14 protein-coding genes are annotated in these 15,802 nt (G+C 36.3%); 10 read left to right on the top strand and 4 right to left on the bottom strand.

What is annotated here, in order from left to right:
* Positions 1–174 precede the first annotated feature (174 nt).
* From yiaA to B0I22_RS00995, 3 genes are all read left to right on the top strand, one after another.
* A complete protein-coding gene (gene yiaA, locus B0I22_RS01005; RefSeq protein ID WP_133942749.1) occupies positions 175–567 on the top strand; it encodes an inner membrane protein YiaA in 393 nt (130 codons plus the stop codon).
* Between the two features lie 82 nt (positions 568–649).
* Entirely contained in the window at positions 650–1,231 is a 582-nt protein-coding gene (locus B0I22_RS01000; RefSeq protein WP_133942748.1) for a membrane lipoprotein lipid attachment site-containing protein, read from the top strand.
* Between the two features lie 56 nt (positions 1,232–1,287).
* A complete protein-coding gene (locus B0I22_RS00995) occupies positions 1,288–2,727 on the top strand; it encodes an aminoacyl-histidine dipeptidase (RefSeq protein WP_133942747.1) in 1,440 nt (479 codons plus the stop codon).
* Positions 2,728–2,804: 77 nt separating this feature from the next.
* Here the strand turns inward: B0I22_RS00995 and B0I22_RS00990 are convergent, their stop codons facing one another.
* The gene (locus tag B0I22_RS00990) at positions 2,805–3,305 is read right to left on the bottom strand and encodes an FKBP-type peptidyl-prolyl cis-trans isomerase (RefSeq protein WP_133942746.1); all 501 of its coding nucleotides are present in this window, start codon (positions 3,303–3,305) and stop codon (positions 2,805–2,807) included.
* 138 nt (positions 3,306–3,443) lie between these two features.
* Here B0I22_RS00990 and radA point away from each other — a divergent pair, with 138 nt between their 5' ends.
* The 5 genes from radA (at position 3,444) to B0I22_RS00965 (ending at position 7,768) form a co-directional block, all read left to right on the top strand.
* Complete coding sequence (radA, locus tag B0I22_RS00985) at positions 3,444–4,787, top strand: DNA repair protein RadA (RefSeq protein WP_133942745.1); 1,344 nt, start codon at positions 3,444–3,446, stop codon at positions 4,785–4,787.
* 69 nt (positions 4,788–4,856) lie between these two features.
* On the top strand, positions 4,857–5,087 hold the full coding sequence (locus tag B0I22_RS00980; RefSeq protein WP_133942744.1) for a hypothetical protein: 231 nt from the start codon (positions 4,857–4,859) through the stop codon (positions 5,085–5,087).
* Positions 5,074–5,421, top strand: coding sequence for a type II toxin-antitoxin system PemK/MazF family toxin (locus B0I22_RS00975; RefSeq protein WP_221411208.1), 348 nt, complete (start codon positions 5,074–5,076; stop codon positions 5,419–5,421). Before B0I22_RS00980 ends, B0I22_RS00975 begins: the two co-directional genes overlap by 14 nt.
* 219 nt (positions 5,422–5,640) lie before the next feature.
* Complete coding sequence (locus B0I22_RS00970) at positions 5,641–6,213, top strand: acyl carrier protein phosphodiesterase (protein ID WP_133942742.1); 573 nt, start codon at positions 5,641–5,643, stop codon at positions 6,211–6,213.
* Between the two features lie 145 nt (positions 6,214–6,358).
* The gene (locus tag B0I22_RS00965; RefSeq protein ID WP_133942741.1) at positions 6,359–7,768 is read left to right on the top strand and encodes a tetratricopeptide repeat protein; all 1,410 of its coding nucleotides are present in this window, start codon (positions 6,359–6,361) and stop codon (positions 7,766–7,768) included.
* A 337-nt stretch (positions 7,769–8,105) separates the two neighbouring features.
* Here the strand turns inward: B0I22_RS00965 and B0I22_RS00960 are convergent, their stop codons facing one another.
* The 3 genes from B0I22_RS00960 to B0I22_RS00950 all read right to left on the bottom strand — a co-directional run bounded on the left by B0I22_RS00960 (position 8,106) and on the right by B0I22_RS00950 (position 13,788).
* Positions 8,106–8,474: a hypothetical protein gene (locus tag B0I22_RS00960; protein WP_133942740.1), complete on the bottom strand. Its 369-nt coding sequence runs from the start codon at positions 8,472–8,474 to the stop codon at positions 8,106–8,108.
* A 66-nt stretch (positions 8,475–8,540) separates the two neighbouring features.
* Entirely contained in the window at positions 8,541–9,011 is a 471-nt protein-coding gene (locus B0I22_RS00955) for an Lrp/AsnC family transcriptional regulator (RefSeq protein WP_133942739.1), read from the bottom strand.
* Positions 9,012–9,138: 127 nt separating this feature from the next.
* Entirely contained in the window at positions 9,139–13,788 is a 4,650-nt protein-coding gene (locus tag B0I22_RS00950) for a translocation/assembly module TamB domain-containing protein (RefSeq protein ID WP_246022122.1), read from the bottom strand.
* 5 nt (positions 13,789–13,793) lie between these two features.
* Here B0I22_RS00950 and tsaD point away from each other — a divergent pair, with 5 nt between their 5' ends.
* Together tsaD and B0I22_RS00940 are read left to right on the top strand one after the other, a co-directional pair.
* Positions 13,794–14,810, top strand: coding sequence for a tRNA (adenosine(37)-N6)-threonylcarbamoyltransferase complex transferase subunit TsaD (gene tsaD / locus B0I22_RS00945; protein ID WP_133942738.1), 1,017 nt, complete (start codon positions 13,794–13,796; stop codon positions 14,808–14,810).
* A 509-nt stretch (positions 14,811–15,319) separates the two neighbouring features.
* Positions 15,320–15,736 (top strand): hypothetical protein, encoded by a 417-nt coding sequence (locus B0I22_RS00940; protein ID WP_133942737.1) that lies wholly within the window; start codon positions 15,320–15,322, stop codon positions 15,734–15,736.
* Positions 15,737–15,802: the final 66 nt, after the last annotated feature.

Here is a 15,802-nt window from a genome sequence, read left to right as displayed (position 1 = left end):
GCTATTACTCCTCGCGCCAACGCTTATCCTATTGCTTGCTGTGGGGTAACCGCTACTATCGGGGCTAGGGGTTTTCCGATCAAAAGAAATTTCTTATAATTTTCAACGATTTAAAATGATTTATCAAAAAAAGAATATATTTGATGAAACTAAACAATTAAAAAACATAAATTAATGAGAAAACAAAAAGTATCAAATGCCTTCGTCGCAGCATCATGGGTAGCTCTGGGAGCAGGAATGATTGGTTTCATCGTAGGACTTGCACGCGCAGAAATGGAACTGAATGAAAAAGGCTACTACTTCACCATCCTACTCTACGGTTTGTTCGCCGTTGTTTCTCTGCAAAAAGCCGTTCGCGACAAGATGGAAAACATCAAAGTAACCGACATCTATTACGGACTTTGTTGGTTCGCAACTCTTTCTTCGATTGTTTTATTGGTCATCGGACTTTGGAACGCAACGATTCTCCCAAGTGAAAAAGGATTTTATGCTTTCGCATTTTTGCTTGCACTTTTCGGAGCAATTGCTGTTCAGAAGAATACGCGCGACAATATGATGGAAGATTAAAAAAATTAATAAAACTATATCAGCAAAACCTCTCAAATTATTGAGAGGTTTTTATATTTTTGAAAAAAACTAGCTTAACTAAATGAAAAAACTAATTCTATTCTTATTTGCAACTATTGCATTAAGTTCTTGCACAGTCTATGGATGGGGAGATGATTCTGATAAAATGCCGGACCATTATCGATACAGAGTAAAATCTTTAGAAAGTTTTGATAATTTGAATTCAAATTTAATCTATAAAATTACCGGAGAACAACTAACCGAGGAACTTAAAAAGCATCCTAAAGCGATTGTCTATATTTTTACCAATGGAACCGATCGCAGAATAAAACCTCTAAAAGATTACATTGAATTTGCAAAAAACAATGATTACAAATTGTTTTTTGTAATGGATGGCTATATGAATCTCAGACAAACTTTGGAAGAGTTAAATTCTAATCCATCTCCTGTATTTGTTATTAATAGAAATTCTGATGAAGATAATTTTAAGCCAAGTTATGTAAGTCGATTTGAGAACAGACTTAACGTAAATATCATTGTAGATGGCAAAAAAATAACTTGCTTTAATTGTCTTCTTTATTTTGAAAATGGAGATTTCATAAAAAGGATTGAAGAATATTCTGGAACAAAACCAAGAAAGAGAATTACTTTCAATGGCAAATAAGCTTTTAATATCGTTCTGTAATTAGTACCTTGCAATCTCAAAAAATTTCAAAAAAAATGGAATATTCTCAACTGGAACCAAAAGTGATTTGGAAAAACTTCGAAGCGCTTAATTCCGTTCCAAGACCTTCAAAAAAAGAAGAAAAAGTCATTAAATTTATAAAAGAATTCGGGGAAAATCTTGGTTTGCCAACCACAGTTGACGAGGTTGGAAATGTCATCGTCACAAAACCTGCAACTGCCGGAATGGAAGACAGACAAGCAATCGTGATGCAATCTCACCTGGATATGGTTTGTCAAAAAAACAACGATGTCGATTTTGATTTTGAAACGCAAGGCATCCAAATGTTTGTGGATGGTGATTGGGTGAAGGCGAAAGGAACAACTTTGGGCGCAGACAATGGTTTGGGCGTTGCCACTATAATGTCAATCTTAGAAAGCAACGATATTCCCCATCCAGATTTGGAAGCACTTTTCACCATTGATGAGGAAACCGGAATGACTGGCGCACTAGCCTTGAAACCGGGACAATTGAAAGGCGAAATTTTATTAAACCTTGATACCGAAGAAGATGACGAAATCGACATCGGTTGTGCCGGTGGTGTGGATGTAACAGCTTCTGCAAAATTTGATTTGAATGATTCCAAAGGCGAAACTTTCAAAATCGAAATCAAAGGTTTGCAAGGCGGACATTCTGGGATGGACATTCACAAAGGGTTTGGAAATTCTAATAAATTGATTGGAAGATTTTTATTCCTCGGATTGGAAAATCAAATTCAGTTGATTTCTATCGATGGTGGAAGTTTGAGAAATGCGATTCCGAGAGAAGCAGTTGCTATCTTTTCAGTAGAAAATGAATCTGAATTTTTGAAAAATGCAGAACAATTGAAATCTGAAATCTTGGAGGAATTTGCTTCCATCGAGAAAGATTTAACGATTTATATTACAAAAGCTGATTCATCAGAAAAAGCCATTTCTTTTGAAGATTCGAAAAAAATAATTTTCTCAATTAATGGTGCCAACAACGGCGTTTTCCGAATGAGTCCAGATGTGGAAGGTTTGGTAGAAGCGTCCAACAATGTTGCAAGAGTTGAACTGAAAAATGGCGAAATCAAAATACTTAATCTAACTCGTTCTTCTGTAGAATCTACAAAATGGGAAGTTGCCAACCAATTGAAATCAGCATTTGAAAGTAATGGTTTGAAAACAGAATTCGGAGGTTCATACCCAGGCTGGAAACCAAAACCAGATGCAGAAATCATCAAAGTGATGACGGAACTTTATGAAAACAACTTCGGAGAAAAACCAATGGTTGTCGCTTGTCACGCCGGTTTGGAATGTGGAATCATCGGTGCCAATTATCCAAAAATGGAAATGGTAAGTTTTGGTCCAACCATCAAAGGGGCGCACTCGCCAGATGAAAGAGCAAGCATCTCATCGACGCAAAAATTCTGGAAATACACACAGGAAATTTTGAAAAATATTCCTAAAAAATAATTTTTTCTGACTTCTAAAAAATAACCCCTTCAGAATTTTAAACTCTGAAGGGGTTTTTATTTTATCTTAACCTTAGATTAGTGTCCAGAATGTCCGTCTGCACCGTGTGCGTGACCGTGCGCCAATTCTTCCTCAGTGGCAGGACGTGTGTTTAGAATCTCCACATCAAAATGCAAAGGTCTTCCCGCCATTGGATGGTTCATATCCACAACCACCGCTTCCGGAGTCACTTCTACCACCAATGCTTGGAAATTATTTCCCTGATTGTCAGACAATGGCAAAACCGCTCCCACTGGAGGCAATTCTTGTCCTTCAAACATATCAAGTGGCAATTGCGCCACAGCTTCCGGGTCTTTTTCTCCGTAGCCTTCGCTTGGCTCTATGGTGAAAGATTTTGTATCACCAATATTTAGGTTTTGGATTTCGTTTTCAAATTTAGGAATCATCATTCCTACGCCGTACAAGAACGTCATTGGGTCTTCGGAAGAAGTTTCTTCTACAAAAATTTTCTCTCCGGTTTCATCAGCTGTATGCAGAACATATTTTAACGTTACTACGTGATTTTTGTCTAATGCCATTTTTATTAATTTAAGTTTAAAAGTATTCTGATAAAATCAGTTATTATATAAGAAACAAATTTAGGCTTTTCAAAATAAAACTTCATTCAAACTTCTTTCTAATTTTTTCTTTTCCAAAATTTTCTTGAACTTCGCAGAATGGCAAAACTGAAAACTCAATATTTCTGTCAAAACTGTGGTGCGCAATATTCCCAGTGGCACGGGCAATGCAAAACCTGTGGCGAATGGAACACGCTGGTAGAAGAAATTGTTGAAAAATCTACGAAATCCGTAGCTACAAAATCCAAATCTTCCATCATCAACATCATAGAAGTTGAAACCAATGAAGAACCAAGAATCAAAACACCTTCCGAAGAATTGGACCGCGTTTTGGGAGGCGGAATTGTCTTGGGTTCTGTAACGCTGATTGGTGGAGAACCGGGCATTGGAAAATCGACTTTGCTTCTCCAATTGGCTTTGAAAATGAAGAAAAAAATTCTTTATGTTTCCGGTGAGGAAAGTGCGTCGCAAATCAAAATGAGAGCCGACCGACTTGCCGAAGTCAAAAATCCAAACTGTTTCCTTTTCACCGAAACTAATGTTGAGAAAATCTTGCACGAAGCCAAAAAACTGATGCCGGATTTTATGATTATCGATTCCATTCAGACGCTTCAATCTCAGTTGATAGAAAGTTCGCCCGGAACCGTTTCTCAAATCCGAGAATGCTCCAATGAGATTATCAAATTTGCCAAAGAAAACAATATTCCGGTTTTCCTCGTTGGTCATATTACCAAAGACGGACAAATTGCCGGGCCAAAAGTTTTGGAACATATGGTAGATGTGGTTCTCAATTTTGATGGCGACAGAAATCACTTGTTCAGATTGTTGCGAGCAAATAAAAACCGTTTTGGCTCTACATCAGAAATCGGAATTTATGAAATGATTTCCAGCGGATTGAAAGAAATTAAAAATCCATCGGAAATTCTCATCACCAAAAAATCTGAAGAACTTTCAGGTAATTCTGTGGCCGTAACTTTGGAAGGAAACCGTCCGATGTTGTTGGAAATTCAGGCTTTAGTTTCCACAGCCGTTTACGGAACACCGCAGAGAAGTTCGACAGGTTTCGATTCTAAGAGATTGAATATGCTCTTAGCTGTCTTGGAAAAGCGTGCTGGATTCCAACTCGGTTCCAAAGATGTTTTCCTCAATATCACTGGCGGAATCAAGACAGATGACCCCGCTTTGGATTTGGCGGTTGTGGCTTCCGTTTTGTCTAGTAATGAAGATATTGCAATTTCAGACCATTACTGTTTTGCCGGTGAAATTGGTTTGAGTGGCGAAATCCGTCCCGTAGCGCAAGTGGAGCAACGTATTACTGAAGCAGAAAAATTGGGTTATGAAAAGATTTTTATTTCAAATCTGAACAAACTTCCGAAGAGAAAATTTGGGATTAAAATAGAAGAGATTAGTAAGATTGAGGATTTTGTGGAGTTGTTATTTTAAATTAAATTTCTAAAAGTATATACTTTTGGTATATTATTTAGTATATTTACTTTAATTAATTTGAAGCTAATGAAAACAATTTCTTTAAAAATAGAAGATCAGATTTTTCTAGAAACCGAAACGATTCTTTCTAAGCATAAAAAGCCGAGAAATAGATATATCAACGAAGCTTTGGATTTTTATAATAAACTCCAGCAACGGGAAATTTTGAAAGCAAAACTTAAAAAAAGTTCTTTGCTGGTGAGAGAAGATAATCTTGAAGTTTTGAAAGAATTTGAAAATCTGAATGATGATTTTTAATCAATTCGAAATATGGATTGCTGACCTCAATCCACAAATTGGTTCCGAAACTGGAAAGACAAGACCTGTTTTAATCGTCCAAACCAACTTGCTAAATGAAGCAGAACACAGTTCTACAATTGTTTGCCCAATCACTACCAACGTAAAAAATGCTGAGTTCATCCGTATTTTTTTAGATTCTAAAAAAAACAATATGTTTGAAGATTGCGAAATTATGATTGACCAATTGAGAGCAATCGACAACAAAAGATTTATAAAAAAAATTGGCACCATTTCCTCAGATAAAATTGAAGAAGTAAAAGCCAGCCTGAAAATAGTTTTAGATTTAGATTAAATTATCAAAGAATAAGTAACAACCATAAATTATAAAAACACACTTAAATTTTGAGAAAAAACATCACCATATTAATGTCGATAATTGCTGTCGGAAGCCTTGTCTATAATCTATATCTGGGAGTAGTTACAAATTTTTCAGATGGTTACTACACCATCATATCCTTTTTCTTGCTTAGCGTTTTATTCTTAAGTAAATTCACAAAACACCCTTTATAAATTGAACTACCTCGCCCACTCCATTCTTTCATTTACCAACGGACAACTCGTTGGCAATATGATTGCGGATTTCATAAAAAACAAGGAGCGGGAAAATTTTCCTTTGGAAATCCAGGAAGGCATCAAATTGCATCGGGCAATTGACACTTTTACGGATTCTCATCCCGCCGTTTCTGAAGCTAAAAAAATATTCAGTCCGCTGGTCAGGCTTTATTCTGGGGCTTTTGTAGATGTTGCATTTGATTATTTCACCGCACATCTTTACATTGTGGAAGAATTAAAATTACATTCTGCAAAAGTTTACAAAATACTTTGGGAAAACGAAAAATGGCTTCCCGAAAATTATAAAAAAATGCTGGTAAGAATGGAACAAGACGATTGGCTTACGAATTACAGAGAAAATCAGGGCATTAAATTTAGTATGCAAAATGTCCTCAACAAAGCGACTTATCTTGAGAAAAACATTCCTATTTTCGAGGTTTTTCTTAATAACAAGGAGCAACTTCAGTTTTATTTTGATGCTTTCTATCCGGATCTTTTGTCGGAATGTGAGTTTATCTTCAAACCAAAATAATATTTTGTAGCAAAAGAATGATAATTTAATAATATAATTAACATTGATAACGGTTTATAATTGATTTTTCAATATTTTTGTCATTACGAAAAAACCCGTGAAGTCAAAACAAACCTTATTATTAGTCTTATTATTTTCGTTATTTGTGCAAACGAAAGCCCAGGAATTTTCGACCAAGAAAATTGACAGCACTATCGTAAGCACCTTCCAACTGGCAGACCGCAGCCAAGCCTTAAAAATAAGTCTTGAAGCGTTTAAACTTTCTGATAAAAATGGCTACTATCTCGGAAAAGCAAAATCACTGAAAGCCATCATCAACTCTTATCTCGGACTTGGTGAGCAGCAGAAAGCGCTGGAATACGCCGACAAACTATTAGCCATATCCAGCAAAGAAAACGATGATTATCACTCAGTTCAAGCTTTGATTGCCAAGGCGTTGGGATTTTCCTATCTGGGTTTTTTTGAAAAAGCATACGAAACCAGCAAACTCGCTGAATCTCTCTGCCAAAAGGTGAAAGACAATGATGAGTTCAACAGTTCTATGGGGCAGATCTATTCCGGACGATCGGAAATTATGAACCTACAGTATCTCCCACCGGAAAAAACGCTTGAGCAAGACCTGAAAAGCGTGGAATATTACAAAAAAATAAAGGACGAGAAAAAGAGAAACGGTTGGCTAGCGATCCAATATTCAAGTTTAGGATACACTTACATAGACCTCAACAAACACGAAGAAGCGCTACACTTCAGCCGCAAAGCTTATTTGCTGTCTAAGATTGAAAATGACTCAATCAACCAAGCATTTGGGCTGTATGGAATTGGCAATACGTATCTGGAAATGAATCAGTTGGACAGTTCTATTTATTATTACAAAAAGGCTCTTCCCATCTTCGAAAAAGCGCAGGATATCTACAGACTGCAATACATCTATGATGATCTTGCTACGATCTACGAAAAATCTGGAGAAGACAAGCTCTACAACTACTACTCCAAGAAATCAAAAGAGTTGTACGACATCATTAGAAAAAAAGAAAAAATAGAGACCGACAAAATCTCTAAAAAAATAATAGACCACGAAAAGACAAAATGGTACGAGAATCTGTACTTCATCATCGCTGGACTTGTGATTTTCTTTTTGGTGAAGTTGTACTTTACAATCAAGATTTTTAGACGATACAAAAAAGAAAAACAGCAGCGGAAAACAACCAAAGACAATCTTCTGGAAAAGGAATTGGTAGTGAATGAGCTGGAATCAAAAATCAATGATTCTTTCTCAGAATTGCTGGAACTCGCAAAAGCGAACGACTCGTCTTTCTTAAGTCGATTCAAAGAAATCTACTCTGATTTTTACATCAAACTGACAGAAAAGTATCCTGATATGACAAGTGGACAGGTGAAATTTTGTGCCTTACTAAAACTTAATTTCTCTACAAAAGAGATTGCGCAATGCAGTCATATCTCTGTCCGAAGTGTGGAAATGAAAAAGAGTAGACTCAGAAAACAGTTGAACATCCCATCGGAAGTTGACCTCAACAATTGGATGATGAATCTTTAAGAATCAGTCAAACAACACATTTTACTTATTGATAATCTGAAACTTACAGACATGTTGTAGATATGTCGTAGGTGTTTTTTTGCTAATATTATGTTAAATAGCAATATTTGCAGAGGTTTTGCAAGAGAAAATCTCTGAGAAAAATTTATTGATTAAAACACCTTCGTTAAGATTCTGAAAACACACTTACGAACATCAATTGAGTTGGAAAATTAATGTTCTACTTCTTGCAGAAAATCAGCATTATTTTCAATTGTTAAATTTTATTTTTCATATCAAAATGCTGATTAAACAAAGCTCCTGATTAGATTGATCCGGAGTTTTATTTTTTTACAAACTATTTCAAATCATTCCATCTGGGAATGACTGCCAAAAGTCCCAAACCGATGTAGAGAAACAAAGTGGTGACATCGGAATAAAGAAATGTACTGAGGTAATAATGATGCAATCCAAAATGCACAGCCACCAAAATCGGGAACAGAATAACACCCAACTTTCGGAAAAACAAAATCAAAAGCCAACTGACAATCACCAGCGCATCCACACCAAAAGTGTAATAGAAAAATCCTGAAGGGATATGGATCTTCTGATGCAGAGAATATTCCGCCACATCTGTATTGACACTTAGCAAAAACGCCATTAGAATCACTCCGAAAATGAGGTAATAATCTTTGTTGTTTTTAAAACTTTTATCTACTGTTTTCATCGCATAAAAATACAAAAAAAGAGCTTAATGACTAAGCTCTTCTGTATAGAAATTTCTATTAACTAACTATATACTAACCGCGTTTATCAAACGGTTCTTATCACTAATGTACTCCTCCATAGAGATCATACTTTCTGTTCTCATGACATCCTGAATATCATCTATTTGATAAATGATTTTCTTCGCGTCTTCTGTATTTTTCGCCTTCATTTTGCAGAAGATGTTGTATTTTCCAGAAGTTACGCTCGCCTCTACCACATTTGGGATAAGCGCCAATTGTCTTAGAACTTCCTGCGTGTGGTTTGATTTTGTAAGCAAAATTCCGATGAATGCTGTGAAGTTGTAATCCAACTTGCTGTAATCTATATTAAGAGAAGATCCCAAGATAATTCCAGCATCTTCCATTTTCTTTACTCTTACGTGGATTGTTCCTGCAGAAACGTCCATTTGCTTAGCAATTTCCGTAAAAGGCATTCTAGTGTTTTCTACTAAGAAATCTAGAATTTTTTTATCGATATCGTCTAATTGATAGTTCATTTTGATTTTATTATTTATTTAAAATATATCTAACTTTTTTGCAAATTTAGAAAAAATTAAATTAACTAAAAACAAATCTCAAAACATTAACAGCTTTTAACAAAACTATCATTTTTGATGATAATTATCATTTTATAGCCTCATTTTTTATTGAATCTACTTTATTCTCCTCTGCCGCAGCGGAGTCTCTTTTTATTCTTTCTCGCCTTTTGAAGATATATTTGAGAGAATTAAAACTTTTACTGTACACAACGCCAACACCATAGCTTTGATTAATTGCATTGGCTGTTCCCAAACCTAAATTGGACGGTTTGGAATAAGCTCTCAGCAACCTGCTTCCGTTATTATTCCGACTCCAGTCATATTCTATCGTTCCTTCTGCAGAGAGATAATTGTTGGATGTATTTTCTGTTCTGGCAATAGGAACTCCCAAACCTGTTTTGAAATTAATCCTTGGAGACAAAGCCAGACTCACGCTTGTATTCGCGCGATCGCCGGTATTGGAATTGGGATCACCGCTGATGTAATCCAGATTGACTTGGAAAGCACTACTAATGGTATTAAGAACAGAGCCCAACTGCTTGAAAAGCATATTGTAACCAGTATTAATCGCTGTATTTTGAAGATTAAAATCCAATCCACCACTGTTCACCACATTAAAATTATTGAGAACCAAAACAGACCCGAACTGGATGATTCTTTCGTCCTCCGTATTCATCTTTGTAGCCAAGGTTTCTTTGACTTGCGAAGAAACATCGGGCGCGGAAACACCAAATGAAATATCCGGTTTTGTAAGCGTTTCCGTGATCTTGGTCGTCAGCATCACATTGATGGGTTGCGTGAGAGACATTCCCAGATATTCACCTGCGTTGGTTACCGTTCTGGTATAGTTTGCAGTGATGTCCAAATCCGGAGACATCGGACTTCCACTCCATTGGATGCTGCTGTTTTTTGCAATCTGGAATGTTCTGTCCAAGATAGCTTTTGAGACAAACGTTCCATTATCCACCGTGTACGTTCCATTCATTACAATGTTACCACTTCTTTCCATTCGGAATTTCAGGTGATCTGCATCGCCTTTTACAGAAATATTTCCAACATCGTCGCCCACCAATACATTTACCAAAGTTCCTTTATCTACCGAGATATCAAAATCCATCAACATATTGGCGCCAGATTTTTTCTTCTTTTCAATAGATATTTTTCCGTCATCTTCTCTTTTCAAGAATCTCAGAATTTTGAATTCCTCCACATTGGAATTGGAAGCACTGTTAAATGTAAAAGTACTGTTATTAAGAACTTTAAGACCATCATTTGGTGTAGAAATCTCCAATCCGGAAACCGGCCCACTCACGTAAACATCGCCTTGTCCGTACACACGTCCCCAAAAGAGATCATTGTCTTCTTGGGTATTATTGATAACCAAAAGATTATCTGCTCGCATAATTAAGTTGATTCCCAGCGAAGACAACGTTTCGAACTGGATGGATCCGGAAATATTTCCTTTCGAATTGGAACGTCCATCTTTGATTCCGATGTTATTCAGCAAAGCCAAACCTCGGGAAAGATTGATAACAGTATCATCAAATGAGTAATCCACTCCAGTGAACATCAATTTCAATCCGAAACCTTTCAAAGCTAAATCTCCACTGTAATCTATATCGTTCAACGGTCCGGAAATCTTGAGATCGCCTGTCGCTTTTCCTCGGAAGTTTCCAAATATTTCTTTTACGAATTGTTGCGCAAATCCAAGATCAAACTCATTCATTTTTGCATTCACGTCCAGAACTGGGGAAGACGGATTATTATCAATCGTTCCGGAAACATCCAAAGTATTATGCCCCAAAAGATCCGATGACAAAGCTTGAATACTGACATCAAAGACATTTGGTTTTTCGCTTTTGGTAATTTTTGTTTCCAGATTTCCCATCGCTTTTCCATTCATAAAAATATCATTCACATCCAGATCCAAAAGAGGCTCCAGATTGTTCCCCGATTTTTTTATGATAATAGTTCCATTGGCTGTTCCTTTAATATCTAAGGCATTTTTATCCTTGCTGAAAGCCAGTAATTTGGAAATATCAAGATTTTTGACTTCAGCATCTGCCATAAATTCTTTGCCAGATTTAAAAGTCGCATTTTTTATCAGAAGCGCACTTTCATCGGAATAGACTCTCAGGTTTTCTATCAGGAAGTCTTTTTCTTTTTTCCGATAAGTAATGGCATGGTTGAGTTCCGGACTTGTATCCACACTCCAAGCCACATCATTTAATTTTATCGTAGTAGGTTCGAATCTGAAAACATAATCGCCGGCAGGATTTGTAGTTTGATTAATATTAACCAAATACTGCTTCATCTGTTTTGCCGATTCATCTTCCAGAGTTCCGAGTTTGAAATCCGTTCCGATTTTCAGCAGTTGTCCATTTTCATTGTTGGCCGATAGCTTGACGTCTTGCAAAACGTTGTTTCCGTATTGTGCTCTTTTCACCGTAGCGAGCAATTGCTGACTCAGATTTGCGGTATTGACTCTCAGGCTAAGACTGTCCACCATAGCGCTGTCTTTGGTTTTTTCCAAATCTGGTTGGTAAGTTGCGTCGGTTTCTGCAAGGAATTTTTCGGCTTCGCTAAGTTCTTTCTTGCTGGTCAAAACATATTTGATGTAAGACGCATCGGCATTCAAAACCAAATCGTTTGTATTGCCGATGTAATTTCCGGAAACTTTTGCACCATTTTTAAGTTCAAGATCTGGCACAAAAAACGAAACCAAACCTTGCTTCACATCGAAATCAAAATCAAAACCTTGTCCTGCGAACGTCTTTTTTGGAGGATTGCCAACCAGTATTTTATTTAAGCTATTCTCCACCATCAAGGCAATATTTTCCAATTCGAATTTTCCAGACACGCGACCTACAACCGCTCCAGGCGCATCTACAGAAACAATCCTATTTCCATCTTCAAAATAAGCTTTGATTTTTGAATCCGGAATATTAAGTTTTTGCGCTGTAGAATTCAAAGTCAAATTTTGAATGTTGGCATCCAGATTCAGATCATTCAAATTGGTCATAGAAACTTTTCCATCAATCAATCCACTTACAGAATTGGTGTCACCAGCAGAGATGCCAAAATATTTTAAATTAACATATTTGATATCCGCTACAAAATCTGCGAACAATCGTTTTGTCGAGAAATCCACGACACCTTTGAAATTTCCTTTCGCATTGGGATCATTGGCATTCAGGTTTCCTGTGAATCGTCTTTTATTCAGAACGCCGTCGATAGCGATATTATTCAGATTTTTGCCCATCAATTCGATGTGAGCGACATCAGATTTTGTCTTGACATACATCGTATTCACATCAAAACCTTCGCCCTGAACATCGAATTTCCCTGAAATCAATCCAACTTGTTTGTTCTTGGTCAATGCTGTGACATTCAAATCTTTTACATCCACGTAACCTCTGTATTTCGGACGTTTTGTGCTGTAATCCACAAGATTGAAATCCTTCATTTTCGCTTGTCCAATTCCAGTAATGACTTGTCCGCTGGCAAAAATCTGTTTCGGATTGACTCTTACCGAACCATTGTATTTCATTCTTCCAAAATCGTCAGCAATATTCCCCAATTTTGTTGAAATGAAATTCGGAAGTGAGGCTTTCAAAGCTTTGTAAGTGAAATCGGCTGAAACATTTTTACTTTCGATGAAGAATTTCTTATCGATGACACCATTGATTCTAAGATTTTTGGTATTAAGATTTACATCCTGCGAACGAATTAAGAAATTGTTCAAAGTAAAATCATTCAACGGACCAGTCATCGTTCCGGAGATATTGATTGGCGTGTAATTGTCCCAATCTGTCACAAAATAACTCAAATCATAACCACTGATCTGACTTCCCGGAATCATCTTCAAATCCCAACTTACCTTGTGTCCAAAATCTGCAAACTTGGTTTTAGGATCAAGATTCAAAACCGCTTCACCTTGCAAAAGTGAATGGTCTGTGTTGATGGTCATATTTCCGAATTTTAAATGCTTTTTCGTCAGTTCAAAATTGGTAGAAAATGTATCGACGATGTGTTCTTTGCCATATCGTTTTGTAATTAAACTAAAATTTCGAATGTCTGCAAAAACGTCTGCGCCTTCAACTTTCAGGGAAGTCACATTCAGGTTAACCTTTCTTGCATCCAGCCATCTTCCGGCTTCTCCCGGACTATTTTCATTAACGATACTCGCCACTCCATTGATGAGATCGATCTTCATATTCATTTTGAATTTCGGTCTTTTAGGATCTGTTGGCGTATCGGACTGGAAATTATCTACATATCTGATAAAATTGCTGATGCTGTCGCCCTTGTAAGTAATCACTCGAATCACAGGATCGATAATCGTAGCTTGATTAAATTTAATATCTCTCGTGTTAAAAGCCAATGCAAACCAATCCGAATCCACGCGCAATTCTCTGGCTTTTACAAATTCGTAATCTTTATAATCTTTGATATGAAGCCCTTTGATTTTCACATCTCCAAAAAAATTAACTTCAACATCTTCCACAGACATTCTCATTTTGAAGTCGTTGTTCAGAAGTTTGATGGCTTCGTTTGCGATATAACGTTTGGTAACAGGCAGATTGATGGCCACAAAAAGCAAAACTACCAAGCCTAAAATCCCGAAAAAGATATAGTTGAGAATCCTCCAGAAAAGTGAAGTCTTTTTCTTTTTGACAGGTTGGTCAATATGAGGATCTTCGTTTGTTGTGTTTTTATTTTCTAAATTTGCCATCTATTATGAGTGGATCAATTATTTTAGGTATCGAGTCTTCTTGTGACGACACTTCCGCAGCCATCATCAGCGGCAACAAAATCCTTTCCAATGTTGCTGCCAATCAGGAAATACATAATGAATATGGTGGTGTAGTCCCAGAATTGGCATCCAGAGCACATCAGCAAAACATCATTCCTGTCGTGGAAAAAGCTTTTTCCAAAGCAAATATACAACAAAATGATATTTGCGCGATTGGTTTCACGCGCGGTCCCGGACTTTTGGGATCGTTGCTTGTGGGAACGTCTTTTGCCAAATCTCTGGCGATGAGTCTGGACGTTCCGCTGATAGAAGTCAACCACCTTCAGGCGCACATTCTGGCTCATTTTATCGATGATGCGAATCCAACTTCGCCTACTTTTCCATTCCTGTGTTTGACGGTTTCTGGCGGTCATACGATGATCGTTTTGGTGAAAGATTATTTCGGAATGGAAATCATTGGGAAAACCATTGATGATGCTGCGGGCGAAGCTTTTGACAAAATAGGAAAGATTTTTGACCTTGATTATCCGGCTGGACCAATCATCGACAAGTTGGCGAAAGAAGGAAATCCCGACGCTTTCCAGTTCAACAAACCGAGAATGGAGAATTATGATTATTCATTCAGTGGGATTAAAACTTCGGTACTTTATTTTATTCAGAAGGAAGTGCGGAAAAATCCGGATTTCATTAAGGAAAATCTGAATGACCTTTGTGCTTCTGTTCAAAAATCAATCATTGAAATCTTAATGAACAAATTAGAAAAAGCTTCCGTTGACCTTAATATAAAAGACGTTGCGATTGCCGGAGGTGTTTCTGCCAACTCAGCTTTGAGAAAAGCGATGGAAAACAATCAGGAAAAACTCGGCTGGAACATCTTCATCCCAAAATTTGAATATACAACAGACAATGCGGCTATGATTGCAATGGTGGCGAAATTGAAATATGAACGTGGTGAATTTACGGATATTAGGACGACGGCGACAGCTAAATATGATTTGTAGGAAAGTCGGAGGTCAGAAGAATTTTCTAACTATTTTGTTTCTGATATGAATTATGGAATTAAAACTTTTTTTGTTCGGGACTTTTTTGTTTGGAACTCTTTTATTTTTAAATTTTAAACTAAATGAAAATAGAATAGAGAAAATCAATTATCCGTATTATTTATTGAATATTATATTTTTCTCCATAATTGGTGTAGGATATTTTTACAAATCTAAAATCGAAGTTAAAACTATCTCTGATTTATCATTTGTATTTCTCTTAGATTTAACATATATTTTACTAGGAAATTTTTTATACATTATCTTATTAACTACAGAAAAAACAAAAAACTACTTCTATTTTATAACTCTATTTTGTATTGGAATGGCCATATCATCTTTTATAATAGCTTTCTTTGTTCTAATACTTGGAATCCTTTTCGAAGTTCCAGGCCTATAATTCCAAGAAACTTATACTTGATTTGGGAGTTTACAAACATTAAAACATCAGCGAAAGCCAAATAAAACCTATGAAAATATTACTAGAAGAAAAACAACTCGGAAAACAATCTAAGAAAAGTTCAAAGTTTTATTGGATTTTAGAAACGATAACTGGTAAATCTGAAACTACAGAAGAGTCGGAAGATTTTGATTTGATAAGTTCTGAGAAAGGTTATCTTCAAGATGTCAAAGAAGAAATTCTGGAAAAAATCAACGCTGAAAACGTGTTTAGTTTTCATTACGAGCCAAAAGAAGGCGATTATCTTTCCATCAAAAACAATTTGAGAAAACAAGAATATTTGAATTTAATTTTCCTCAGCAACATTTGGGTAGAAGAAATCTATATGTGCTCTTTGCGAGAATGCGACACAGATATTTACACAACCATCAAAACCGGTGTTGCCTTCTTCAGTGAGAACGAAATTGCGTTCCAAAACATTAAGTAAAAATATTTTGCACATCAATTTAAAGCATTGAACTTTGAACTTTAAAACTTATTTTTGCATCAAAAT

Source organism: Epilithonimonas xixisoli, from assembly GCF_004365655.1.
In the GTDB taxonomy this organism is placed as follows: Bacteria; Bacteroidota; Bacteroidia; order Flavobacteriales; family Weeksellaceae; genus Epilithonimonas; species Epilithonimonas xixisoli.
Note: the sequence above shows the minus strand (reverse complement) of the source record. Positions and strands in the feature narration are given on the sequence as shown.